Below are 25,030 nucleotides of genomic sequence, written 5' to 3' on the forward strand. Positions count from 1 at the left end.
CTCGGGGCGGAATGTGGTGTTCCGGGGTGGAACCGTAAAGGGTTCAACAGTTCGAGGGATAATGGTGCGTTTCGCTTTCGGTCGAACGGGGCGTGTGCTGGATCACCGAGCGGGAAACTCACCGGAAAACCGGGGCGGAACGCCCGTACGCTGGAAGGCATGACCACGACGGGGGACGACCGCACCACGGCCTTGACCGGGCCGTGGTGGTGGGAGCGGTGGCGCGGTGCCGCGCTGGACGCGGGGCTCGGGGTGCTGTCCGCGGCGGAGTGCGGAGCGGAGGGCGTCGCCTTCGCGCGGGACGCGGGACTGCCCGTGCCGGTGGGTATCGCCTTCGGCGTGCTCGCGGGTGCCGCGCTGCTGATCCGGCGCCGCTGGCCCGTCGCCGTCGTGCTGATATCGATCGCGATCACGCCCGCGCAGATGGGCGTGCTGCTCACGGTCGTCGGTCTCTACACCCTGGCCGCCTCCGAGCTGCCGCGCCGCATCACGGGTGCCCTCGCCGGCATGTCGATGGCGGGGACGCTGATCGTCGCGCTGGTGCGGGCCAATCAGGACATGGCGGAGGGCAGCCCGTCGATCGGCAGTGAGTTCATTCCGTTCTTCGCGGTGACCGCCGCGATAGGGGTGACCGCGCCGCCGGTGCTGCTCGGTCTGTACGTCGGCGCGCGGCGCCGTCTCGTGGAGGGCATGCGGGAGCGGGCGGACAGCCTGGAGCGGGAGCTTCAGCTGCTCGCCGAGCGGGCCGAGGAGCGGGCCGAGTGGGCGCGGAACGAGGAGCGGACCCGGATCGCCCGCGAGATGCACGACGTGGTGGCGCACCGGGTGAGCCTGATGGTGGTGCACGCGGCGGCGCTGCAGGCGGTGGCCCGCAAGGACCCGGAGAAGGCCGTGCGGAACGCGGCGCTCGTGGGTGACATGGGCCGGCAGGCGCTGACGGAGCTGCGGCAGATGCTCGGGGTGCTGCGGACCGGAGACGGTACGAAGAGCGCGAAGCCCGTGGAGCCGTTGCCGCTGGCCGCCGTGGGGTTCGCGGCGGCCGCGGCGGCGTCGCGCGCGGTGGACGAGGACGGCCCGTGTCTGGCGGAGCTGGACGAGCTGGTGGGCCAGTCGCGGGCGGCGGGGATGGCGGTGGACCTGTCGGTGCAGGGGGAGCCGCGCGACTGTTCCGCGGAGGTGGAGCAGACCGCTTACCGGGTGGTGCAGGAGGCGTTGACGAACGTCCACAAGCACGCGGCGGGCGCGAAGACGTATGTGCGGCTCGCGTACCGGGGCGCGGAGATCGCGATGCAGGTGGAGAACGAGCCGCCGCCGGAGCCGGACGGGACGGCGGACGCGCGCCTGCCGAGTGGCGGCAATGGGCTGGTGGGGATGAAGGAGCGGGTCACGAACCTGGGCGGGGTGTTCGTGTCGGGCCCGACGGACGGCGGCGGTTTCCGCGTCTCGGCGGTGCTTCCGGCGGCGGCCGCGGTGGCGGGGTAGCGGCGCGCCGACGGCGTACGTAGGAAGGGGAGACCCCGGGCAGGCCCCAGGCCCACAGGGCCTAGATGCTCGCGGTGGCCGAGAGGCGGGTGGGCTGGGCGCCGGTGATGAGGGTGGCGAGGGCCTGGTCGATGTGGGCGCCGAGGAACCAGTCGCCGCTGTGGTCGAGGCTGTAGACGCGGCCTTCGACGTCGATCGCCAGGAGCGCCTGGTTGTCGGGCTCTTCGCCGATGGGGCACACCTGGGTGCCGAGGGCGCGGCCGAGGTCGCCGAGGGTGCGGGCGAGGTGCAGGCCGTACATGGGGTCGAGGTGGACCGTGGCGGGGGCTATCTGGCGGCCGGGTCCCTGGGGCGTGATGTGCAGGCCGCCGAATTCGGCCCAGGCCTCGACGGCGGCGGGGAAGACGGTGTGCCGGTGGCCGGCGGGCGAGGTGTGGCGGCGCAGGGCGTCGGCCCAGATCTCGGCCTGCTTTATGTCCCAGTGGCCGGGGCGCCAGCCGGCCGCGCGGAGGGCGGCGTCGACGGGGACGGGGAATCGCGTGCTGCCGCCGGCGGCGGGTGCGGTGGCCGTGGCGGGGTGTTCGGGGTGCATCGGGTGGCCCTTGTTCGGTCGTGCGGGCGGTCGTGGGGGGTGGTCGGCCGGGGCGGCGGTCAGGCTTCGCTTGTCGTGGGGTCGACGACCCGGACGCCGAAGTGGGCGGTGAGGGCGGTGCAGGAGCGGCAGGGCTGGGCGAAGGCGCCGTGCAGCGGGTCGCCGTCCTCGCGGATGCGGCGGGTGGTGAGTTTGGCGTGCTTGAGGGCCTTGCGGGCCTCGCCGTTGGTCATGGGTTTGCGCGAGGCGCGTTTGGAGCGGCTCGCGTCGGCCGCCGTGAGGTGGCGGGAGATCAGGATGGCTTCGGCGCAGCGGCCGGTGAAGCGTTCGCGTTGGCCGCTGGTGAGGGCGTCGAGGAAGTCCTGGACGAGCGGGTGGAGGGTGGGCGGCTCGTCGCCGCGGCGTGCGGTGCAGGTGAGGGTGGTCTGGCCGCGTACGGAGAGGGCGGCGGCGACGGTGGGCAGGATGCCGTCGCGGCGCTGGCGCAGGATGGGCGCGTGGGCGGCGGTGGAGCTCCAGCCGACGCGGGGGTCTCCTGCGCGCGGGTCTCCTCCGCGTACGTCTCCTCCGCGTACGTCTCCTCCGCGTACGTCTCCTCCGCGTACGTCTCCTCCGCGTACGTCTCCGCCTCGTGCGGCGTCTCCGCCTCGTACGGCTCCTGCGCGCGGGTCTCCGCCGCGGGCGTCCCCTGCACGTGCGGCTCCTGCGCGTGCGTCTCCGCCTCGTGCGGCTCCTGCGCGCGGGTCTCCGCCGCGGGCGTCCCCTGCGCGTGCGTCCCCGCCTCGTGCGTCTCCGGCACGTGCGGCTCCTGCGCGTGCGTCTCCGCCTCGTGCGGCTCCTGCGCGTGCGTCCCCGCTTCGTGCGTCCCGGCCCCGTGTGTCTCCCGCGCGGGCGTCACCTGCCCGTGGGGCGCCTGCGGTCGGAATGGTCGCCGGCGCGTGCCCCCGTGCGGTGGTGCCGTTCGTCGTGGTGGCCGCCGTCGTGGACAGCGTGTGGCCGGACATGCTGCTCTGTGCTGTCTGCATCGTGCTCTTCCCTCCCCCTGCTCGCGGCGTCACCGCGTGTGCCACGCCCCCGCGTTGCGGGGGACAGCCTGCCAAATGGGGCGGGTGGTGCGGAAGCTGGGGCACTGCGACACGCCTGGCTTTCCCTCGGGATTCGTCGCACGGTGACCGTCCGGTGGCTGGTGGTCATGGAACCGGAGGCCCGGTGACCGGTGCCGTTCTTGCGCATAGGCTGTGTCGACATCGCAGGACCAGAACCAGAACCTTCCACAGTGCCGCAGGGGGCAACCGCCATGACGACAGGTCGGCTGGGGCAGCAGTCCGCGCCGCCGAACGCGGCCTACGCCGGGCAGGTCGTGCACTTCCCGGACCCGGTCCGTGCCGCGCGCCATCCCAGAGGGGTGCGGGTGGACGAGCAGGGGTTCCCGGACTTCTCGTCGTACGCGCGTGCCGCCGCGGAGATCGCCGAGCCGCCCGAGGGTTTCGGTGTCGACGAACTTCGCCTGACGGACTACGTGTCGGCGAACGCGGCGATGGCGGCGGCGGGTCACGAACTGTGGGACACGATTCCCGCGGTGGCGACCCCGCACGGCTGGACCTGGCACCACGCGCCGCACAGCCGCCGTCTGGAGCTGGTCCCCGTCGAGGTGAAGGCGCTGCTGCGGCACCACGGCGGAGTGGCGACGACGGCCGTGGACCAGGAGAAGAGGGGGACGCGTCCGCTGCAGGAGACGCGGCCCGCGCACTTCGGTCTGCCGAAGGCCTCGGTCGCGGTGACCGAGGCGCAGGTGCAGAGCGTGGAGGAGGACCTGGGGTACCGGCTGCCGGGCGCCTACCGCTCCTTCCTGAAGGCGGCGGGCGGCTGCGCGCCGGTCGGCGCGGCGCTCGACGCCGAGCTGGGGCTGCTCGTGGACCAGCCGTTCTTCACGGTGCGGGACGAGGCCGCGGTCAACGACCTGGTGTACGTGAACAAGTGTCTGCGCGACCACCTGACCAAGGACTACCTGGGCGTCGGGTTTGTGCAGGGCGGTCTGCTCGCCGTGAAGGTGAAGGGCGACCGGATCGGTTCGGTGTGGTTCTGCGCGTACGACGACGCGCGTGACGTCTCGGAGGCGGCGGGGTGGCCGCCGGCCGAGCGGGTGCGGCGGCTGCTGCTGCCGTGCGGCGACGACTTCGACGTGTTCCTGTCCCGGCTCGCGGGCAATCCGCCCGAGCTGGAGACCGTGGCGAACCTGATGGTGGACGGCGGCTTCGCGCACGCCGTCCCCGTGCCGGGTGGGGAGTGACGTAACAGTGGTGACTTTCGCGCAGGCGCAGGAGCGCGCCGAGGAGTGGATCAACGGCGACGTACCGGGCTATCAGCACCGTGAGGTGCGGGTCCGGGAGTTCGACCTGGGGTTCGTCGTGTGGGCCGAGGACCGCGAGCACGGTCCGGTGTCGGACGGCGGCGGGCAGCGGCTCGTCATCGCGCGGGACAGCGGCGACGCGACGCTCTGGCCCGGGCTGCCGGTGGGCGAGGTGATCCGCCGGTACGAGGAGGAGTACGGCCTGCCGGACGCGGCACCGCAGGACGCGGTGCCGGCACCCCCGGAGCGGGTCGACCTGAACCAGACGTCGTTCCTGCTGACGCCTCCGGAGTGGCTCCAGGAGGCGGCGGACAAGATGGGGATTCCGGACCGGCGGTCGGGGGCGGGGGGTTCGACGTCCGGGGAGTCCGCAGCGGCTGAGGCGGCCGAGGAGCTTCCGGTTTCCGGTTTCCCCGAGGCGCCCGGCGCTCCCGCGACTCCCGCAACTCCCGCGACTTCTGCCGCTCCGGGTGGTGGTACGCCGTGGCCTGCGGCCGCCGCCTCCGACGAGGACGATGTGCCGGGGCGCGACGACAGCCTGCCCGCCACGTCGCCGGGCGTGCCCGCGGGGGCGACTCCGTGGGCCGGTACGGACACCAACTCCGACGCGGGCGAGGACCATTCGGTACCGCTGCCTGCAACGGTGTTCGCGCCGCCGCTGGCGGGCCTGGACGACAACGACACCCCGCCGCCGGGCGTGGCCCCGGAGGCCAAGACGGCACTGATGCACGGGGGCAGCCACCTTCCGCCGACGGCGATCGCTCCGGCACTGGACGCGCCGGCGCCGGGTGACCCGGGTGCTCCGGTGCCGGGTGCCCCTGCGGGTCCGGGTACTGCGGTGCCGGGTGGTCCTGCGGGTTCGGGTGCTTGGGCGGGCCCGGGTGCTCCGGCTCCGGGTGGTCCGGCTGCTTCGGCGTCGGGCGGTCCTGCGGGTCCGGGTGCCTCGGTTCCTGGTTCTCCGGCCGCTTCGGCGTCTGGTGGCCCTGCGGGTTCGGATGCTTCGGCGGGCCCGGGTGCTCCGGCTCCGGGTGGTTCCGCTGCTCCGGGTGCCCCGGCCCCTGGTTCTCCGGCGGCTTCGGCGTCGGGCGGTTACGCGGCTTCGGCTGCTCCGGGCGTTGGTGCTGACGCGGCCTCGGCTCCGGGCGCTCCGGCCCCGGGTGCCTCGGGTGCTCCGGCTCCGGGCGCCCCGCCCGCTTCGGCGCCGGGTGGCCCTGCGGATCCGGGTGCCCAGGCTCCTGGCGCTCCGGCCGCCGCTTCGGCGCCGGGCGGTTACGCGGCTCCGCCTGCTCCGGGCGTTGGTGCTCCCGCCGCCCGGACTCCGGGCGCTCCGGGCGCCCCCGCGCCGGGTGTTCCCGCCGCTCCTGCCGGGCCGCCCCCCGCCCCGCCGCAGCCGCCCACCGGCTCACCGACACCTCCGCCGCCCGGCGCCTCCGAGGCCCCCGATGCCTCCGCGTACGGCTACCCGCAGGCGCCCGGCGCCCCAGGGGCCGGGAACATCGCGGATGCCGCCACCAGCAAGGCGGAGGGGCCGTCGCACGGCTCCCGCGGGGGCGGGGCGAGTACGCCGCCGCCTCCCGCTCCGCCGGGTGCGCCCGGCGGGAGTACGCCGCCGCCCTCGGGGCCCGGCGCCCCCGGCACGCCCGCCGGTGGTTACGTTCCGACGCAGCTCGTGTCCTCGCTCGGTCCGGACGGCCCTCAGCCCCCGGCCGCTCCGGGTACGCCCCCGGGCGGAGTCCACCACGCGGCCACGATGCTGGCCGACCCGAGCATGGGCGGCCCCGGCGGGGTGAAGCCGCCGGCTCCCCCCGGTGCTCCGGGTGCTCCGGGTGCCCCTGGCGCGCCCCAGCCTCCCGGTCCGCCCGGTGCTCCCGGTACGCCCCCGGGCGGGGTGCACCACGCGGCGACGATGCTTGCCGACCCGAGCATGGGCGGTCAGGGCGGGCCCGGCGGTCCGGGTGGGCTCAAGCCGCCCGCACCCCCCGGGGTCCCCGGTACTCCTGGTGCGCCGCAGCCTCCCGGTCCTCCCGGGCCCCCCGGCCAGCCCGGCGCCCGCCCCGGCGCTCCGGGCGCACCCGCAGGCCCCGGCACCCCGCCGCCCCCCGGCGGCGTCCACCACGCCGCGACGATGCTGGCCGGCCCCGCGGTCGGCGGCCCGGGTGCGCCCGGTATGCCGCCGCCGCCCGCGCCGGGCCACCCCGGCGTACCGGGAGGCCAGCCGTACGGCTACCCGCAGCAGCCCACCGGTCAGCCGACCGTCGGCCCCGGCTACCAGGCCGTGCTGCGCTACCGCGCCGCGGACGGCTCCGAGCAGCAGCTCATCCGCCGTTCCGCGCCCGGCACCCCGCACCCGGAGTGGCAGATCCTGCACGAGCTGCGCGGTTTGAACGTGCCGCCGCAGCAGGTGCTCGAACTCCACACCGAGCTGGAGTCCTGCGAGCTGCCGGGCGCGTACTGCGCCCGCATGATCCGCGAGACCTGGCCGCAGGCGCGGATCACGTCGATCGCCCCGTACGGCAGGGATCACGCGTCCCGTCGCCAGGGCATGCAGCAGCTGCTCGCGCACCAGGGCGAGTTGCACCAGGTCGCGGACGGCCCCGCCAGGCCTGCGCCGGTGCGCGCACCGCTGCAGCAGGTGGCGCCCGCGCCGCCGATCCCGCCGGAGGGCGTCGCGCAGGAGCTGGCCGCGGCCTTCGGCCCTGGCATCTTCCGGTTCGACCAGCGGGCGGTGTCCCGCCAAGGCGTGCCGGACCTCGTGGCGCACACCCTCGTGGTGGCGGGCCTGCCCGTCGACTTCGGGCCGTTCTTCTGGGCACAGGCCCAGCCGGGGCGCCCGGTGCCGACGCTGGCGGAGCTGGCGCAGGAGCGGGGTGTGCAGCCGGCGTCCGACGCGGGCTCGTACCTGGTGATGGGCAGTGACTTCGGGCGCGCGCTGTGCGTCCAGTACGGCACGGCGAACATCGTGGCGGTGCCGGTGGAGGCCGGTCCCGGCGGCGCCCCCGTGCCGCCGCAGTTCGTGAACACGGGGCTGACCGAGTTCGCGCGCTGCATGGCGTTGCTCGGCCGGATGTGGCGGCTGCGCTTCGGGCTCAACCAGGAGCAGGCGGGCCGCTGGACCGTCGACTTCCAGAACCAGCTGGCGGCTCTCGACGGGGCGGCGCTCGCGTCGCCGGAGAGCTGGTGGTCGGTGCTGCTCGAGCAGATGTGGGACGGCCTGCTGTAGCCCGTGGCCACGAGTGCTCGAGCGAGGCGCCCGACCCGGGGCACGGGGCGGGCGCCTCGGCCATTCGGGGCGTGGGCGGCGGGAATGACGCCCCGATTCCGACTTCCGGCCCCAATTGACGCATCCTTGACCGGGCGGAGTGGGCGGAGTGTCGGGTTATGAGCGCTTCCGCTTGATCCATCAAGATGTGCGCCAATCGCGCTGTACGCGCGTGGTGCGTCGGAGAGGTGGTCCAGGATGAGCAGCAGCGGTGCACCGTCGTCGCACGGCTTCGTCACGGTGCGGGGGCGCGGCTACCGTCCCGAGCAGGTGGAGGCGTACGCCGCCGGTCTGTCCCGGGCGCGGGACGAGGCGTGGGAGCGGGCCGCCCGGCTGACCGTCCTCGCCAAGGACATGGAGGTGGAGGCCGAGCACCTGCGGGACGTGGTGGCGCGGCTCGCCCCCCAGACGTACGAGACGCTGGGCGAGCGCGCCCGACAGATCCTGGCTCTCGCCGAGACGGAGGCCGCCGCCCTGCGCGAGGACGCGGAGGCCGAGGCGCGGCGGCTGACGGAGACGGCCGAGGCGGCGGCGCGGGAGGTGCGGGAGGCCGCGCGCGCCCACGCCGAGGAGGTGGGCGCCGAGGCGGACGAGCGGGTGCGGCAGCGGCTCCTCGCGGACCGGGCGACGGCCGACGAGGCGCGGATCTCCGCGCGGCGGGACGTGAAGGCGTGGCGCGGCGAGGCGCTGGCCGCGCTGCGGGAGATGCGGCAGCGGTGCGAGGCGCTCTTCGCCGAGCAGGAGAAGGAGCAGGGCGAGCGGTGGGAGGCCGCCGAGCGGGAGATCGCGGAGCGGGAGGCGGTGTCGGACGCGCGGGACGCGGAACGGGTGGCCGCCGCGGAGGCGCGGCTCTCGGCGGCCAAGCGGGCGCTCGCCGAGGCGGAGGAGTCCGCGCGGCACCGGCAGGAGGACGCGGAGGCGCACGGCGCGGAGCTGGTCGCGGAGGCCGTCCTGGTCGAGGAGCGGCTGGCCCGCGACACGGAGCGGGTGCTGCGCGAGCACGGCGAGCAGTGGGACGAGGTGCGGGCCCACATGGACCACGTACGCAGCAGCCTGGCAGCCCTGACGGGCCGCGCCCCGGCGGAGGAGACGCCTTAGCCCGCCGGTTCCGGAGGCTCCCTGCCCCGTCACTTGGTGGGCCGGGGCAGGGAGAGGCCGGGGCGGATTCAGTCCAGGCCGGGCAGGACGCCTTCGGGGCCGCCGGAGTCGAGGATGCCGCGGAACGCCGCCATCATCGCGTCGACCCCGCCGGCCGGGACGACGACGAGGTCCGGGCACTGGAAGAAGGCGCCGCCCGCGCACTCCCCCGTCTCCTTCCAGCGGTCCATGACCCTGGCGATCTCGTGGAGCGTCATGAAGGTGGCGCTCCATCGTGTGCCGTCGGGCAGCCGGAGTTCGGCGTCGACGTTCTCGACGTCCTCGGCCCGGTCGCCCGCCCCCAGCATGAAGAGGGCGGTGAACTGTTCGTCCGCGACCAGGAGCTGCGGGTCACTTTCCATAGAGCTGCTTCAGCCTCGCAATCACCTTGGACTCGTTGCCCTTGTCGGACTTGCCGACGATCTCGATGCCACCCGCCACGTTCCGGAAGAACAGGCGTCCGCCGTTCCGGCCGCGGGCGTACGTGATGTCGGTTCCCGCCAGCGCCTTGCTGCCGAGCCCCGGATTCATGTTTCCACGGGACAGCTGCTCGAAGAGACCATCGAGGTCGCGCTGGACCGTCTGGTTCTTGCCGGCCTGCTGTGCGGCCTTCGACAGCTGGGAGTCCTTGCCGATGGCCGACGTGATGATCTTGCACGGGGCGGCGTTGTGCACCAGGACCGGGGTGTCGCCTGCCAGCACGTAGTACGTGTGCGCGCCGGCCACGGTGAGGTTGCGGACCTCTGCCGTCCGGGCGCTCCGCGAGGTGACCGTATCGATGCGGGCGGGCGCTCCCGCATCGGTCCGCAGTGTCATCCCGGGCCGGAGGTCGGCCGCGTTGGTCCACTGGTCCGAGCCGCCGGTCCAGAAGGGGTGCAGGTCGGTCGCGGTGACCGAGGCGGTGTGGTCGCCGCTGTCGCCGTCCACGTCCACACCGACCTCGACGAGGTTCTTCTCGCCGCTGCCCACGATGAGGTCGGTGACGGGCTGTCCCTCGGTGCGGCCGGTGGCCGGGTCGGTGGCCAGGACCTTGTCGCCCTCGTGGATCTGCTCGATGGGGCGGGCGGAACCGTCGGCCATGAGCACGGGGGTGCCCGGCAGGAAGCTGTTGCCCGCGCAGGCGGTGCCGATGTTCTTGCTCTTGCGGGCCTTGCGGACGTCGTCGGCGGTCAGGGCCTTGGCGCCCACCTTGGCGCCGACCTTGAGCCAGCGCAGGACGGCGAGGGAACCGGCCGCCCGCTCCGTCCCGCTGAGCTTCTCGCCGGTGGCCAGGTCCTTGCCGGTCAGCGCTTCCACGATGCCCTTGCCGTCACCGATGCCCGGCACCAGGTCCAGGAAGAGGGACATCCGGCGCTGCTGGGTCGCCTCGTCGAGGCCTGAGGAGCCCGTGCCCCACGAGTCGCCCACGTGGGAGAAATCGAAGTCGATGTCCGGGAGTTCGCTGAGCCGCTCGGCGCCCTTCTTGATGCCGGGGACGTGCTTGTTCGCGGTCTCCATACCGCGGTTGGCCTGGGCGATGCCGGAGTTCATCTCCTTCATGCCCTTGTTGGCTTTGGCGATTCCCTTGTTCGCCTTGGCCAGGCCCTTGTTGACCTCGTCCACGCCCTCGTTCATTACCTTGAGGCCGCGGTCCATCTGGGCGAAGCCCTTGTTCATCTGGTCGAAGGCCGCGTTGAGCTCCCTGAGCTCCTTGCCCCAGTCGGTGGTGTCCTTGACGGGCTTGACGTCCCTGGGCGGCGGGAAGCCGTAGTCGCCGACGATGACGGTGAGAACGCTGAGGACGAAGAGCGAGTCGCTCGTCGTGCCCATTGTCTCGTCGGCCTTGGCGACGTTCCTCGCGAGGTTCGCCAGGTGCGGTTTTGCGGCCTTGGCCGTCTTGACCGCCTGGGTCAGGATGCGCTCCTGCTCCTTCGGGTCGGACGTCGACGAGGGGTCCTTGAGCTCGGCGAGCTTCAGCTTGCCCAGCGCCTTCAGCTCTGTGTCGAGCGTCTTGAAGCGGGCGCCGTGATCCTTCATCGCCGACTGCGTCCCGTAGAGGAACAGGGCGGTGCCCACGCCGGCGATGAGTGCCTTGCGGCTGAACTCCCGCAGGCAGTCGGCCTTTTCGACGAGGCCGAGATCGTCGCAGTGGGCGTAGTGCGAGACGCGCTCGGCGATCTCCAGGAGGCTCGGCGGCCTCTTCTCGGCGGCGAAGGCCGTACCGCCCATGCCCGTAGCCGCCGCGAGCGAGAGGGACAGGGCGGTCGCCGTGGCGACCAGGCCGGTGGTTTTCCTGTGGTGCATGTGTTCCTTGGTCATGGGGGAACAGCGCCCATGACGGTGTGCCCCCCGAGCCTTTTCTGACGGGTACCCGCCATAATTACCGGCAAGTACGGTAACACCGCGACGTCATGGAATGTCTGACTTTCAATCACCAAGTCCGTACTTCCCCCTCTGTGCCGCCCCCGCCAGGATCCAGCCCTCCACCGCCTCGTACCGCTTGCGGTGGTCCTGGGTCTCGTCGTGGTTCGAGAGGCGGGTGCCGAGCCAGCCGAGGAGGAAGCCGAGGGGGATGGAGGCGATGCCGGTCGTCGTGAAGGGGAACCAGGTGAAGTCGTGGTTCGGGAAGGCGGCGCCGGGGCTGCCGGAGACCAGGTTCGTGCCGGTCATCAGGATCGTCGCGCCGAGTGTGCCGCCGAGCAGGGTGCAGAGCAGTCCCGTACGGGTGTAGCGGCGCCAGAAGAGGGTGTAGACGAGGGCGGGGGCGAGGGCCGAGGCGCCCAGGCAGAACGAGAGGGTGGCCAGGGGCTGGAGGCTGTGGTCCTTGACGAGGACGGCGAGGACGATCGCGAGGGCGCCGGTGGCCAGTGCGGAGGCGCGGGCCAGTGTCATCTCGCGGCGGGGCGAGCAGGCGCGGCCGTGGGCGAGGACGTCGTGGGCGAGGGAGTTGGCGCAGGCGAGGATCATGCCGGCCACGGAGGCGAGCAGCGTCAGGAACAGTGCCGTGGTGACCGTCGTGAAGACCAGCGTCTCCGCGGTCGAGGTGTGGGCGCCGAACGCCGCGCGGGCGCCGAGCAGGAAGGCGGTGTTGCCCTGCGGGTCGTCCTTCGCGATGGCGGCGCCGCCGATGAGCGCGGTCGCGCCGAATCCCACGACGGTGATGACCAGGACGAAGAGGGAGACCGCGGAGACCGCCCAGGACATGGAGCGGCGTATCTCGCGGGCGGTGCGCGCCGTGTACATGCGCATGGTGACGTGGGGGAGCGCCGCGCCGCCGAGGACCACCGTCAGCTCGGAACTGATCATGTCCAGGCGGGGGTTGGGGCTGTCCGCGAACTGGAGGCCGGACCGGAGGAAGTCCGGTCCCGCGCCGCTGCCGCGCTGTGCGGCGGTCAGCAGGGCGCCGGCGTCCCAGTCGAAGCGGCGCAGGATCAGTGCGGCGATCACCGCGCCGGAGCCGAGCAGCATCACCATCTTGAGGATCTGGATGAGGGCGGTGCCCTTCATGCCGCCGATCGCGGCGTAGCTGATCATCAGGACGCCGAGGGCGACGATGCAGCCGGTCTTCAGGCCGTCGTCGGAGAAGCCGAGCAGGAAGGCGAGGAGGTCGCCCGCGCCGGCCAGTTGGACCAGCATGAGCGGGAGCAGGGCGGCCAGGGTGGCCGCGCACACGGCGATGCGGACGGCGCGGCCCGGCATGCGGCGGGCCACGACGTCGCCCATGGTGAACCGGCCCGCGTTGCGCAGGGGTTCGGCCAGCAGGAACATCAGGAGGGTGAGGGAGAGCGCCGTGCCGAGGGCGAGGACCACGCCGTCGTAGCCGAGGAGGGCGATCACGCCGGTGGTGCCGAGGACGGTGGCGGCGGAGATGTAGTCACCCGCGATGGCGAGGCCGTTGCGCAGCGGGGAGAGCGCCCCGAAGCCGGTGTAGAACTCGTCGAGGTCGTCCCGGTCGGGTCCGGTCAGGACGCAGAGCAGCAGCGTGAGGGTGACGACGACGGTGAAGGCGACGAGGGACATGGTCTGTGCCTGGTCGCTCATGCGGGTTCGCCGCCCGTCCGTGCGGGGGCCGGTCCGCCCTGTCTGCGCAGCCGCCGGGCGAGTGGGTCGACGCGGCGGCGGGCCGTGTACTCGTACAGGACGAGGGCGAGGCAGGTGACGGGGAGTTGGCCGAGGCCGAGCAGCAGTCCGGTGTTCAGGCCGCCGGAGACGGTGCGTGCCAGGAGGGACGGGGCGAGGGCGGACAGGGTGAGGAAGAGCGTGAAGTAGCCGAGTGCGGTGAGGGTGGCGATTCTGCGCTGCCGTCGGTAGGCGCCGCGCAGCTTGCGCAGGTCGCTGTGGCGGCCGGGTGCGGGGTGGCGGGGGAGAGGGGGCGGTGGCGGCGGTGGTGGCGGGGGCGGTGGCTGCCAGGGGTAGGTGAGGTGGGGCTCGGGCCGTGGGGGCGGGACGGGGGCGTCGTACGGGGGGTGGGTCATCCCGGTTCTCCTTGCGCGGCTTCCGGTCCGTGGTGCGGACCGCAGGGAGCGAGGGGAGCGAGACGTTACTTGTAAGTAGGGGTGGCGTGCGGGGTTTTCGGGGATCCGGTCAGTCGGTCTGTTGTGTGGGGGACAACTGCTCCTGCTGAGGGGCGAGTTGCGTGTCCTTGAGGACGGGGAAGCGCCGCGGTGCCAGGAGGAGCAGGACGAGCAGGGCGAGTACGGCGGCACAGCCCGCCCCGAGATACACCGCGTCGACGGCCGAGTCGACGGCCCGCCGCAGCGGCTCGGGGTCGGCCACAGACCCCGGGTCGTCCAGGATGCGCGCCACCGAGTCGAGGGACCCGGCCCCGTCGAGGCGCGCGCTGAGCACTCCGTTGGCGACCGCGCCGAACAGGGCCGCGCCCAGCGTCTGCCCGATCTGGCGGCAGAACAGGACGGACGCGGTGGCCGTGCCGCGCTCCGCCCAGCCGACGGTGGACTGGACGCCGACGATGAGCGGCAGTTGGAAGATGCCGAGGGCCGCGCCGAGCAGCAGCATGAGCAGGGCGGGCTGCCAGGCGGAGCCGGGGTAGGGCAGCAGGGGGAACGCGAAGAGGATCAGCGCGGCCGCGGAGATGCCGATCGCCGCGGTGTTGCGGAAGCCGATCCTGCGGTACAGGTGCTGGCTGAACGCGGCGGAGACCGGCCAGCTCAGCGTCATCACGGAGAGCACGAAGCCGGCGGCGACGGGGGCGAGTCCGAGGACGGACTGGGCGTACGTGGGAAGGAAGACGGTCGGCGCGACCATCAGCAGGCCGAGTGCGCCGAGCGCGAGGTTGACGGCGGCGATGGTGCGCCTGCGCCAGACCCAGCCGGGAATGATGGGTTCCGCGGCCCGGCGCTCGACGAGGACGACGACGGCGATCAGCGCGAGCCCGGCGGCGAAGAGGGCGAGGGAGGGCGCCGACAGCCAGTCCCAGGCGACCCCGCCCTGCACGAGCGCGGTCAGGAGGGTGCCTCCGCAGGCGAAGACGGCGAGTGCGCCCGGCCAGTCGACGCGGCCGCGCGGCACGCTCTCCCGCTCGGGTTCGTGCAGGTGGCGCACGATCAGCCAGAGCGCGACCGCGCCGATGGGCAGATTGATCAGGAAGATCCAGCGCCAGTCGGTGTACGAGGTGATGAGACCGCCGAGCGCGGGCCCCGCGACGGCCGACGTGGCCCACACGGTGGACAGCTTGGCCTGGATCTTGGGGCGTTCCTTGAGCGGGTAGAGGTCGGCGGCGAGGGTCTGCACGGTGCCCTGGACGGCGCCGCCGCCGAGTCCCTGGACGACGCGGAAGGCGATGAGCGACTCCATGTTCCAGGCGAGGGCGCAGAGCGCGGAGCCGAGGAGGAAGAGCACGCAGCCCGCGATGAGCACGGGCTTGCGGCCGAACGTGTCGGAGAGCTTGCCGTAGAGGGGCAGGGTCACCGTGGCCGCGAGGAGGTAGCCGGAGAAGAGCCAGGAGAAGATCGAGAACCCGCCGAGCGTGCCCACGATCTGCGGGACGGCGGTCGACACGATGGTGGAGTCGACGGCGACCAGCGCCATGGCGAGCATCAGCGCGGCGACGACCGCACCCCTGCCCCGTATCGCTTCCTGGGTGCCCACGGAACTTCCTTCCCCCTGCACGCGGTTGCTGCGGGCCACTTTCTCACCCGGGGGAGGAGCCGGGGAGGGTGCGGGGCAGGCGCGGGGCGAGCGCGGGGCAGGGGGACGACGACCCTGAGTCGATCTCCACCGAGGGGTGGAGATCCCCTAGGGGAACCTCCGTACAACGGACTGGGGAGCGTTCGTCCCACTGGAGGATGAGCGGGGCCCGGCCGGTCCTTAGATTGGCTTTACGGCGCACCGCACCGGCGGGGGTGGGGTTTTCCCCCGGAAAAGACTGCGCTGAGCACCAGCGCGCCGGACCCCTCTGTGACACCAGACTTGTTCGCACGGCGAACGCGCCCGACTCACCGCATGACCGACATAGGAGACTTACCGTGACAACGGCTGTGACCACACCCAGGCACGGGGGCACTGGAGGGCGTACGGCCGTGGCGGCACGGGCGCGCCAGGTCGTGAAGGCGTACGGCAGCGGGGAGACCCGCGTCGTCGCACTCGACCGCATCGACGTCGACATCGCCCGCGGGCAGTTCACCGCGATCATGGGCCCCTCCGGCTCCGGCAAGTCCACCCTCATGCACTGCCTCGCGGGCCTCGACACGGTCAGCGAAGGGCAGATCTACCTCGACGAGACCGAGATCACCGGCCTCAAGGACAAGAAGCTCACGCAGCTGCGCCGGGACCGGATCGGCTTCATCTTCCAGGCGTTCAACCTCCTCCCCACGCTGAACGCCATCGAGAACATCACGCTCCCGATGGACATAGCGGGCCGCAAGCCCGACCGGGCCTGGCTCGACCAGGTCGTGGAGACCGTGGGCCTCGCCGGGCGCCTCAAGCACCGCCCGACCGAGCTCTCCGGCGGCCAGCAGCAGCGCGTCGCCGTGGCCCGCGCCCTCGCCTCCCGCCCGGAGATCATCTTCGGCGACGAGCCGACCGGAAACCTCGACTCCCGCGCCGGCGCCGAGGTGCTGGGCTTCCTGCGCCGCTCGGTGACCGACCTCGGCCAGACGATCGTGATGGTCACGCACGACCCGGTCGCCGCCTCGTACGCGGACCGCGTCCTGTACCTCGCCGACGGCCGGATCGTCGACGAGATGCACCACCCCACCGCCGACCAGGTCCTCGACCGCATGAAGTCGTTCGACGCCCGGGGGCGCACGTCATGACCGTCCTCAAGACCTCGATGCGCAACTTCTTCGCGCACAAGGGACGCATGGCGCTCTCCGCGGTGGCCGTCGTCCTGTCGGTGGCGTTCGTCTGCGGCACGCTCGTCTTCTCCGACACGATGAGCACCACCTTCGACAAGCTCTTCGCGGCGACCTCCGCCGACGTCACCGTCACCCCCAAGTCCGCGAAGGACGCGGGCGAGACACCCCGCAGCGGCAAGCCCGAGTCGCTGCCCGCCTCCGTCGTCCGTGAGGCCGGGAAGGTCGCGGGCGTGAAGGCCGCCGAAGGCGCCGTCAGCAGCCAGAGCGTGACCGTCGTCGACAAGAAGAACAAGAACATGGGGCCGACCAGCGGCGGCCCGACCATCGCGGGCAACTGGACGCGCAACGACCTGCGTTCGATGGACATCACCTCCGGCCACGCCCCGCGCGGCCCCACCGAGGTGATGGTCGACGCCGACACCGCGGACAAGCACGACCTCAAGATCGGTGACGAGCTGCGCACCATCGCCGCCACCGGCGACCACACCGCGAAGATCTCCGGCATCGCCACCTTCAAGGTGACCAACCCCGGCGCCGCGATCTTCTACTTCGACACCGCCACCTCCCAGCGCGAACTCCTCGGCGGCACCGGCCGGTTCACGCAGGTCAACCTCACCGCGGACGCGGGCGTCAGCGACACCGAGCTGAAGGCCGACGTCGCGGCGGCCCTGGACCGGGCCGCGTACGACATCAGGACGCAGAAGGAGACCGCCGACGACAACCGCAAGGACGTCGGCAGCTTCCTCGACGTCATGAAGTACGCGATGCTCGGCTTCGCCGGAATCGCCTTCCTCGTCGGCATCTTCCTCATCATCAACACCTTCTCGATGCTGGTCGCCCAGCGCACCCGCGAGATCGGCCTGATGCGCGCCATCGGCTCCAGCCGCAAGCAGGTCAACCGCTCGGTGCTCGTCGAGGCGCTGCTGCTCGGCGTGTTCGGCTCCGTCCTCGGCGTCGGCGCGGGCATCGGCCTCGCCGTCGGCCTCATGAAGCTCATGGCCGGCATGGGCATGGAGCTCTCCACCAGCGACCTGACCGTCAGCTGGACGACACCCGTCGTCGGCATGGTCCTCGGCATCGTCGTCACCGTCCTCGCCGCCTACCTCCCCGCACGACGGGCCGGCAAGGTCTCGCCGATGGCCGCGCTGCGCGACGCGGGCACCCCCGCCGACGGCAGGGCGGGCGCGCTGCGCGCCGTCACCGGCCTGGTCCTCACCGGTGCAGGCGTCCTCGCCCTCTACGCCGCCGCGCAGGCCGACAAGGCCAAGGAAGGCTCCCTCTTCCTGGGCGGCGGAGTCGTCCTCACCCTCATCGGCTTCGTCGTCATCGGCCCCGTGCTCGCCTCCGGCGTCGTCCGCGTCCTCAGCGCGGTGCTCCTGCGGGCGTTCGGCCCGGTCGGCCGGATGGCCGAGCGCAACGCCCTGCGCAACCCGCGCCGCACCGGCGCCACCGGCGCGGCCCTGATGATCGGCCTCGCCCTGGTCGCCTGCCTCTCCGTCGTCGGCTCCTCGATGGTCGCGTCCGCCACGGAGGAGCTCGACAAATCGGTCGGCGCCGACTTCATCGTGCAGCCCACCCAGCCCGGCATCTCCATCACCACGAAGGCCGCCGAGGCCCTGGAGAAGGCCGACCACATCGGCCACATCACGCGCTACAAGCAGATCGAGGCGGACCTGACCACGCCCGACGGCAAGGCCGTCGAGGGCGTCGGCCTGAGCGCCGCCGACCCGACGTACGCCAAGGACCTGCGCCGCGAGACGGTCGCCGGTGAACTGTCCGCGGCGTACGGGAAGAACGCCATGTCGGTCGGCGACGAGTTCGCCGAGAAGCACGGCCTCAAGGTGGGCGACGAGCTGAAGGTCGCCTTCGAGCACGGGAAGACGGCGAAGCTGCGGCTCGCGGCCGTCACCAAGGACGACGGCACCGTCGACAACGGCGCGATGTACCTCAACATCACGACCCTCGAGCAGTACGTCCCCGCGGACCGGATGCCGCAGAACGACATCATGTTCGCCACGGCCGACAAGGGCCAGGAGGACGCCGCGTACACCTCCCTGAAGAAGTCCCTGGAGGCGTACCCGCAGTACAAGGTGATGGACCAGACCGACTTCAAGCAGACCCTGAAGGACCAGGTCGGCCAGATCCTCAACATGGTCTACGGCCTGCTCGGACTGGCGATCATCGTCGCGATCCTGGGCGTCGTGAACACCCTGGCCCTCTCCGTGGTGGAGCGCACCCGCGAGATCGGCCTGATGCGGGCCATCGGCCTCTCGCGCCGCCAGCTGCGCCGCATGATCCGCCTGGAGTCGGTGGTCATCGCCGTCTTCGGCGCCCTCCTCGGCCTGGGCCTCGGCATGGGCTGGGGGGCGACGGCCCAGCAGCTCCTCGCCCTGGAGGGTCTGAAGGTCCTGGAGATCCCGTGGCCGACGATCATCGCGGTCTTCGTCGGATCGGCGTTCGTGGGTCTCTTCGCGGCGCTGGTCCCGGCCTTCCGGGCCGGCCGGATGAACGTCCTCAACGCCATCGCCACCGAATAGCCACCGCCACGGGGGTGCGGGGGAGACCGGCCCCGGCGGGCGCGCTCACAGCGCACCCGCCGGGGCCGGTGGTATGTGTCCCCCCTGGGCCCTACTCCTTGCGCAGCAGCACGTACCCGTACGCGGCGTCCTCGGCGACGTACCGCACGCCCGGGTGCAGCTTGCCTGCGTACGCGACGGGGTCCTTCGTCCAGCCGGAGCGGACGTCGAGAGCGATGTACTGGGGGACGACCGGGTCGGCCGCGCCCACCCAGAAGACGCGGGCCCGCGAGGTCAGCCTGCTGATCGGCCCGATGTTCGCCTCGACGGTGGCGCCGTCCGGGACCCGGTCGAGGACCCGCTCCACGGCGGTGACCTCCTTGCTCTTCCCGTACGTCCACGACTCGGTGACGCCCGCCAGCGGCAGGGACGTCGTGAGGGCGAGCGCGGCCGCCGCGGCGCAGGCCGGCAGCCGGTCCGCGTACCGGCGCAGCCACGGCCGCCGGTCGCGGCGCGCGGCGGCGACGGCGTCGGCGAGGGCGAGCAGCACGACGGGCATCAGGACGGCGCTGTAGTGCCAGTCGGTGCCCCAGTAGTGGTCGTCGGCGGAGAGGAACCGCCAGCCGAGGGTGGGGAGCGCGACCAGGAGCAGCGGCGAGCGCAGCGCGAGGAGCCCGGTGGTGGGGACGAGCAGCCAGGCGAGGGTGCGCAGCTTGGTGCCCGCGCCGTCGAGGACGCCGGCGCCGCCCGCGTCGCCGACCTTGTCCCAGTAGTCGTACGCGCCGACCGAGTTGAAGGCGGGGATGACCAGGGTGAGGGTGACGAGGGTGGCGATCGCGCCGAACGCGGCGACCCCGAGGGCGTGGCGCAGCGCCTTCGGGTCCCTGCGGCGGCACCGGATCGCCACGACCACGGCGATCGCCGCGAGGGTAGCGCCCAGGTCCTCCTTGACGAGGACGAGCGGCAGCGCCCAGAGCAGGGCGGCACGCCACCGCTGCCGCAGCAGCGCTTCGAGGGAGAAGGCGATCAGCGGCAGGGCGAAGCAGATCTCGTGGAAGTCGAAGTCGACGGCGCGCTGGACGCCCCACGACAGGCCGTACGCCACCCCGACGGCGAGCCCCTGGCCGCGCCCCAGGAGCCGGGTCGCCGCCCGCGTCACGGGGACGACGGAGACGGCGACGAGCAGCGCCTGTGCGACGAGCAGCGTGACCGGCGAGGGGAAGAGCCGGTAGGCGGGCGCGAGGAGGGCGGTGACGGGGCTGAAGTGGTCACCGAGGATGTTCGCGCCGGGCCCCTTGAGGTCGGCCACCGGCACCTGGAGGTGCGCGTACGCGCGGACGGCCTGCTCGAAGATGCCGAGGTCCCAGGAGCGCGTCTCTAGCCGCCGGTACCGGCTGACGGAGACGACGGCGTACGCGAGGAACAGGCAGGCGGCGAGCAGGTAGGGGGCGCGGTCCCAGAGGCGTCCCGCCCTGTCGGGGGCGGTGGCGGTCCGGTCCCGCTCCGGTATGAGGTCGTGGGAGGGGGAGGAGCCCGGCCCGTCCGGCGTTCGAGGAGCGGGGTCCTGGGCGGAGTCCCGTGCGGTGGTGGTGCGCATCAAAGAAGTCAGTCCCCCGGCGGAGCGGTGGTCGGTGTGGTGGGCGGCGGTGTGGTCGGTGTCGCGGAAACCGGCGGCGGCAGGGACGTCGACGGCATCCGGGACGGCGTCCCCGTCGGCGGGGGCGAGTCCCGCCCGGGAGACGGCGACCGGTCGGCGAAGGAGGCCGACTCCCGCAGGGAGGCGGACTCCGGCAGGGAGGCCGACTTCGTCGGGCTGGGCGGCGCCGCCGGCCCCACCGGTCCGCCCCCGCGCCCCACCTGCAGCGCGACGACCGCCGCGCCCCCGGACACCAGGCACACGGCGAGCGCCGCGCCCACCGCGTAGGTCCGGCGTCTGCGGCGGGCGCCGCACGCGGAGACCTGTCCGGCGGGGACCGGCGAGGCGAGCCTGCCGCCCGACGCGGCGGCCCGCTTCAGCGCGACGGCGAGGCCGTCGTCGGCGGGGGAGTGGGGCTCAGGCACGGTGCTCCTCCGAGGTGGGCGCGTCGCCGGCGGGCGCGTCGTCGAGATGCGGCGCGAGCGCCGCCCTGGCACGGGACAGGTGGGACTTGACGGTCCCGGCCGCGATCCCGGTCTCCGCGGCGACCTGCTGCACGCTCAGGTCGCACACGTAGTGCAGAACCGCCACCCGCCGCTGCCGCTCGGAGAGCCGCCGCAACGCGGCGACCAGCGCGACCGTGCCCGGCTCCGGCTCGGGCACGGTGCCCGCCCGCTCCCCGTGGTGGCGCCGCCAGGCGTCCGCGGCCCGCCCGCGCCGCCGCCACCGGCTGACGGCGAGCCGCCAGGCGACGGTCCTGATCCACGCCTCGGGCCCGGCGTCGCGCTCGAGGCGGGCACGGCGCGCCCAGGCGCGGACGAAGGCCTCCTGGACGACGTCCTGTGCCTCGTGGAGGTCGCCCGTCATCAGATACACCTGCCCGACCAGCGGTCGCACGGAGTGCGCGTAGAACGCCTCGAACTCCTCGTCGGTCAAGTGGTCTCCTGGTGCGTGTGGCGCATGGTTCTCGAAGGCAGTACGCCTGGGACGCGCGTCCGGTTTACCGGGTGGGGAAAGAATTTTCGGACGGCGGTTTCCGGTCATTGTGCGGGAGTGCGGGGGCGGCTCCGCCCGCCGGGGGCTCGCCGGGACCGCCGGTACCATGCCGCGCCGATCACCCCGTGGTCGTACGCTGGAGACCCCCGGCCCGTGCGACGTGCCGGGCGGTTCGCGTTGCCCACCCACACCGGCTCACCCCGGTACCTGGACGGAAAGCCTTCAATGAGCCTGCACGGTCTGCTCGACGCTGTCGTCAAGGACTCGGCACTCGCCGAAGCGGTCAAGGCCGCGACCGACGGCCACCGCACGCACATCGACCTGGTCGGCCCGCCCGCCGCCCGGCCCTTCGCGGTGGCGGCGCTGGCCCGCGAGTCCGGCCGCACCGTCCTCGCCGTGACGGCCACCGGCCGCGAGGCCGAGGACCTGGCCGCGGCGCTGCGCACGATCCTGCCGCCGGACGGCGTCGCGGAGTTCCCGTCGTGGGAGACACTGCCGCACGAGCGTCTCTCGCCGCGCTCCGACACGGTCGGCCGCCGCCTCGCCGTGCTGCGCCGCCTCGCCCACCCCCGCACGGACGACCCGGAGACCGGCCCGGTCTCGGTGGTCGTCGCACCCGTCCGCTCCGTCCTCCAGCCGCAGGTCAAGGGCCTCGGCGACCTGGAGCCCGTGGCGCTGCGCACCGGCGAGACCACCGATCTGAACGAGGTCGTGGCGGCGCTGGCGGCAGCGGCGTACTCCCGGGTCGAGCTGGTCGAGAAGCGCGGCGAGTTCGCCGTGCGCGGCGGCATCCTCGACGTCTTCCCGCCCACCGAGGAGCACCCGCTGCGCGTGGAGTTCTGGGGCGACGACGTCGAGGAGATCCGGTACTTCAAGGTCGCCGACCAGCGCTCGCTCGAAGTCGCGGACCACGGCCTGTGGGCGCCGCCCTGCCGCGAGCTGCTGCTCACCGACGAGGTGCGGGAGAAGGCCGCCGCCCTCGCGGAGCTGCACCCGGAGCTCGGCGAGCTGCTCGGGAAGATCGCCGAGGGCATCGCGGTCGAGGGGATGGAGTCGCTGGCCCCGGTCCTGGTGGACGACATGGAGCTGCTGCTCGACGTGCTGCCGAAGGGCTCCATGGCGGTGGTCTGCGACCCGGAGCGGGTGCGGACGCGCGCGGCGGACCTGGTCGCGACGTCGCAGGAGTTCCTCCAGGCCAGCTGGGCGGCGACGGCCGGTGGCGGCGAGGCGCCCATCGACGTGGACGCCGCGTCGCTCTGGGGCATCGCGGACGTCCGCGACCACGCCCGCGACCTCGGGATGATGTGGTGGTCGGTCTCGCCGTTCGCGGCCGACGAAGACCTTGGCGCGGACACCCTCAAGCTCGGCATGCACGCCCCCGAGACCTACCGCGGCGACACCGCGAAGGCCCTCGCCGACACCAAGGGCTGGCTCGCCGACGGCTGGCGCACCGTCTATGTGACCGAGGGCCACGGCCCCGCCGCCCGCACCGTCGAGGTCCTCGGCGGCGAGGGCATCGCGGCCCGCCTCGACGGCGACCTCGGCGAGCTCACGCCCTCGCTGGTGCACGTCTCCTGCGGCTCGATCGACTACGGCTTCATCGACCCGGCGCTCAAGCTCGCCGTGCTCACCGAGACCGACCTGTCCGGCCAGAAGGCGGCCGGCAAGGACGGCCAGCGCATGCCGGCCCGCCGCCGCAAGACCATCGACCCGCTGACCCTGGAGGCCGGCGACTACATCGTCCACGAACAGCACGGCGTCGGCCGCTACATCGAGATGGTGCAGCGCACCGTCCAGGGCGCCACCCGCGAGTACCTGGTCGTGGAGTACGCCCCCGCCAAGCGCGGCCAGCCCGGCGACCGGCTCTACATCCCCACGGACCAGCTGGAGCAGATCACCAAATACGTCGGCGGCGAGGCCCCGACGCTGCACCGGCTCGGCGGCGCCGACTGGACGAAGACGAAGGCGCGCGCGAAGAAGGCGGTCAAGGAGATCGCCGCGGACCTCATCAAGCTGTACTCCGCCCGCATGGCCGCGCCCGGCCACGCCTTCGGGCCCGACACGCCCTGGCAGCGCGAGCTGGAGGACGCCTTCCCCTATGTGGAGACGCCCGACCAGCTCACCACCATCGCCGAGGTCAAGGAGGACATGGAGAAGACGGTCCCGATGGACCGCCTGGTCTGCGGCGACGTCGGCTACGGCAAGACGGAGATCGCGGTCCGCGCCGCCTTCAAGGCGGTGCAGGACGGCAAGCAGGTCGCGGTGCTCGTGCCCACGACGCTCCTCGTCCAGCAGCACTTCGGCACGTTCTCCGAGCGGTACTCGCAGTTCCCCGTCAGCGTGAAGGCGCTCAGCCGCTTCCAGACGGAGACGGAGTCGAAGGCGACCCTGGAGGGTCTGCGCGATGGCTCGGTGGACATCGTCATCGGCACGCACCGCCTCTTCTCCTCCGAGACCAGGTTCAAGGACCTGGGCCTGGTCATCGTCGACGAGGAGCAGCGGTTCGGCGTCGAGCACAAGGAGCAGCTGAAGAAGCTCCGCGCCAACGTCGACGTCCTGACGATGTCGGCCACCCCCATTCCCCGTACGCTCGAAATGGCCGTGACCGGCATCCGCGAGATGTCGACGATCACCACCCCGCCCGAGGAGCGCCACCCGGTCCTGACCTTCGTCGGGCCGTACGAGGAGAAGCAGATCGGCGCCGCCGTCCGCCGTGAACTGCTGCGCGAGGGCCAGGTCTTCTACATCCACAACCGCGTCGAGTCGATCGACCGGGCGGCGGCCAGGCTCCGGGACATCGTCCCCGAGGCGCGCATCGCGACGGCCCACGGCCAGATGTCGGAACAGGCCCTGGAACAGGTGGTCGTCGACTTCTGGGAGAAGAAGTTCGACGTGCTCGTCTCGACGACGATCGTCGAGTCGGGCATCGACATCTCGAATGCCAACACGCTGATCGTGGAGCGGGGCGACAACTTCGGCCTGTCGCAGCTGCACCAGCTGCGCGGCCGCGTCGGCCGAGGCCGGGAACGCGGTTACGCCTACTTCCTCTACCCGCCGGAGAAACCCCTGACGGAGACCGCCCACGAGCGCCTCGCCACGATCGCCCAGCACACGGAGATGGGCGCGGGCATGTACGTGGCGATGAAGGACCTGGAGATCCGCGGCGCGGGCAACCTCCTCGGCGGCGAGCAGTCCGGCCACATCGCGGGCGTCGGCTTCGACCTGTACGTCCGCATGGTGGGCGAGGCAGTGGCCGACTACCGCGCGTCCCTGGAGGGCGGCGTGGAGGAGGAGCCGCCGCTGGAGGTCAAGATCGAGCTGCCGGTCGACGCGCACGTCCCGCACGACTACGCCCCCGGCGAGCGTCTGCGCCTCCAGGCCTACCGCGCCATCGCCTCCGCCAACACGGAGGAGGACATCAAGGCGGTACGCGAGGAACTCACCGACCGCTACGGCAAGTTGCCTGAGCCGGTCGAGAACCTCCTCCTCGTGGCGGGTCTGCGCATGCTGGCCCGCGCCTGCGGTGTCGGCGAGATCGTCCTCCAGGGCACCAACATCCGCTTCGCGCCCGTGGAGCTGCGGGAGTCGCAGGAGCTCAGGCTCAAGCGCCTCTACCCCGGCACGGTCATCAAGGCGACCGCGGGCCAGGTCCTGGTCCCCCGCCCGAAGACGGCGAAGGTCGGCGGCAAGCCGCTGGTCGGCCGCGAACTGCTCGGCTGGGTCGGGGAGTTCCTGACGTCGATCCTGGGTTCATAGCGGTACGGCAG

The 25,030-nt window shown here is 72.8% G+C and carries 16 protein-coding genes and 1 pseudogene; 7 read left to right on the top strand and 10 right to left on the bottom strand.

The window, feature by feature from the left end:
• Window positions 1-159 precede the first annotated feature (159 nt).
• Window positions 160-1,482 carry a sensor histidine kinase gene (locus ACZ56E_RS36475; protein ID WP_471221047.1) on the top strand — a complete coding sequence of 441 codons (1,323 nt, stop codon included), beginning with the start codon at window positions 160-162 and terminating at the stop codon, window positions 1,480-1,482.
• A gap of 61 nt (window positions 1,483-1,543) precedes the next feature.
• Here the strand turns inward: ACZ56E_RS36475 and ACZ56E_RS36480 are convergent, their stop codons facing one another.
• Both ACZ56E_RS36480 and ACZ56E_RS36485 read right to left on the bottom strand, forming a co-directional pair.
• Window positions 1,544-2,074: an SUKH-3 domain-containing protein gene (locus ACZ56E_RS36480; RefSeq protein ID WP_468610191.1), complete on the bottom strand. Its 531-nt coding sequence runs from the start codon at window positions 2,072-2,074 to the stop codon at window positions 1,544-1,546.
• 59 nt (window positions 2,075-2,133) lie between these two features.
• Window positions 2,134-2,631, bottom strand: a pseudogene (locus tag ACZ56E_RS36485) (YwqJ-related putative deaminase); the annotation flags it as partial.
• 740 nt (window positions 2,632-3,371) lie between these two features.
• Between ACZ56E_RS36485 and ACZ56E_RS36490 the strand changes: the two are divergent.
• The 3 genes from ACZ56E_RS36490 (at window position 3,372) to ACZ56E_RS36500 (ending at window position 8,781) form a co-directional block, all read left to right on the top strand.
• Window positions 3,372-4,364 (top strand): SMI1/KNR4 family protein, encoded by a 993-nt coding sequence (locus ACZ56E_RS36490; RefSeq protein WP_471221049.1) that lies wholly within the window; start codon window positions 3,372-3,374, stop codon window positions 4,362-4,364.
• A gap of 7 nt (window positions 4,365-4,371) precedes the next feature.
• Window positions 4,372-7,644 (top strand): SUKH-4 family immunity protein, encoded by a 3,273-nt coding sequence (locus ACZ56E_RS36495; RefSeq protein ID WP_471221051.1) that lies wholly within the window; start codon window positions 4,372-4,374, stop codon window positions 7,642-7,644.
• Between the two features lie 237 nt (window positions 7,645-7,881).
• Window positions 7,882-8,781 carry a cellulose-binding protein gene (locus ACZ56E_RS36500; RefSeq protein ID WP_471221053.1) on the top strand — a complete coding sequence of 300 codons (900 nt, stop codon included), beginning with the start codon at window positions 7,882-7,884 and terminating at the stop codon, window positions 8,779-8,781.
• A 68-nt stretch (window positions 8,782-8,849) separates the two neighbouring features.
• Here ACZ56E_RS36500 and ACZ56E_RS36505 read toward each other — a convergent pair whose 3' ends face one another.
• The 5 genes from ACZ56E_RS36505 to ACZ56E_RS36525 form a co-directional block, all read right to left on the bottom strand.
• Window positions 8,850-9,182: a hypothetical protein gene (locus tag ACZ56E_RS36505; RefSeq protein ID WP_471221058.1), complete on the bottom strand. Its 333-nt coding sequence runs from the start codon at window positions 9,180-9,182 to the stop codon at window positions 8,850-8,852.
• Entirely contained in the window at window positions 9,172-11,103 is a 1,932-nt protein-coding gene (locus ACZ56E_RS36510) for a pre-toxin TG domain-containing protein (RefSeq protein WP_471221060.1), read from the bottom strand. The genes ACZ56E_RS36505 and ACZ56E_RS36510 overlap by 11 nt, the downstream gene beginning before the upstream one ends.
• Before the next feature lie 123 nt (window positions 11,104-11,226).
• Complete coding sequence (locus tag ACZ56E_RS36515) at window positions 11,227-12,840, bottom strand: sodium/solute symporter (protein ID WP_471221062.1); 1,614 nt, start codon at window positions 12,838-12,840, stop codon at window positions 11,227-11,229.
• Window positions 12,837-13,274: a DUF485 domain-containing protein gene (locus ACZ56E_RS36520; protein ID WP_471221064.1), complete on the bottom strand. Its 438-nt coding sequence runs from the start codon at window positions 13,272-13,274 to the stop codon at window positions 12,837-12,839. The genes ACZ56E_RS36515 and ACZ56E_RS36520 overlap by 4 nt, the downstream gene beginning before the upstream one ends.
• A 109-nt stretch (window positions 13,275-13,383) precedes the next feature.
• The gene (locus ACZ56E_RS36525; RefSeq protein WP_471221066.1) at window positions 13,384-14,907 is read right to left on the bottom strand and encodes an MDR family MFS transporter; all 1,524 of its coding nucleotides are present in this window, start codon (window positions 14,905-14,907) and stop codon (window positions 13,384-13,386) included.
• Window positions 14,908-15,284: 377 nt separating this feature from the next.
• Here ACZ56E_RS36525 and ACZ56E_RS36530 point away from each other — a divergent pair, with 377 nt between their 5' ends.
• Together ACZ56E_RS36530 and ACZ56E_RS36535 are read left to right on the top strand one after the other, a co-directional pair.
• Entirely contained in the window at window positions 15,285-16,073 is a 789-nt protein-coding gene (locus tag ACZ56E_RS36530; protein ID WP_398303489.1) for an ABC transporter ATP-binding protein, read from the top strand.
• The gene (locus ACZ56E_RS36535; protein ID WP_471221068.1) at window positions 16,070-18,652 is read left to right on the top strand and encodes an ABC transporter permease; all 2,583 of its coding nucleotides are present in this window, start codon (window positions 16,070-16,072) and stop codon (window positions 18,650-18,652) included. The genes ACZ56E_RS36530 and ACZ56E_RS36535 overlap by 4 nt, the downstream gene beginning before the upstream one ends.
• A gap of 91 nt (window positions 18,653-18,743) precedes the next feature.
• On the opposite strand, the gene ACZ56E_RS36540 is transcribed toward ACZ56E_RS36535, so the two are convergent.
• Genes ACZ56E_RS36540 through ACZ56E_RS36550 form a run of 3 tightly spaced genes read right to left on the bottom strand, consistent with a single transcriptional unit; the run spans window position 18,744 to window position 21,203 of the window.
• Window positions 18,744-20,228, bottom strand: coding sequence for a DUF2079 domain-containing protein (locus ACZ56E_RS36540; RefSeq protein ID WP_471221070.1), 1,485 nt, complete (start codon window positions 20,226-20,228; stop codon window positions 18,744-18,746).
• Between the two features lie 8 nt (window positions 20,229-20,236).
• Window positions 20,237-20,692, bottom strand: coding sequence for a hypothetical protein (locus tag ACZ56E_RS36545; RefSeq protein WP_471221072.1), 456 nt, complete (start codon window positions 20,690-20,692; stop codon window positions 20,237-20,239).
• The gene (locus ACZ56E_RS36550; RefSeq protein ID WP_468610173.1) at window positions 20,685-21,203 is read right to left on the bottom strand and encodes a SigE family RNA polymerase sigma factor; all 519 of its coding nucleotides are present in this window, start codon (window positions 21,201-21,203) and stop codon (window positions 20,685-20,687) included. The genes ACZ56E_RS36545 and ACZ56E_RS36550 overlap by 8 nt, the downstream gene beginning before the upstream one ends.
• A gap of 285 nt (window positions 21,204-21,488) precedes the next feature.
• Between ACZ56E_RS36550 and mfd the strand changes: the two genes are divergently transcribed.
• Window positions 21,489-25,019, top strand: a complete 3,531-nt coding sequence (mfd, locus tag ACZ56E_RS36555) for a transcription-repair coupling factor (protein ID WP_471221074.1) — start codon at window positions 21,489-21,491, stop codon at window positions 25,017-25,019.
• The last annotated feature ends 11 nt before the right edge of the window (window positions 25,020-25,030 follow it).

The organism is Streptomyces sp. NPDC039480 (assembly GCF_055597165.1).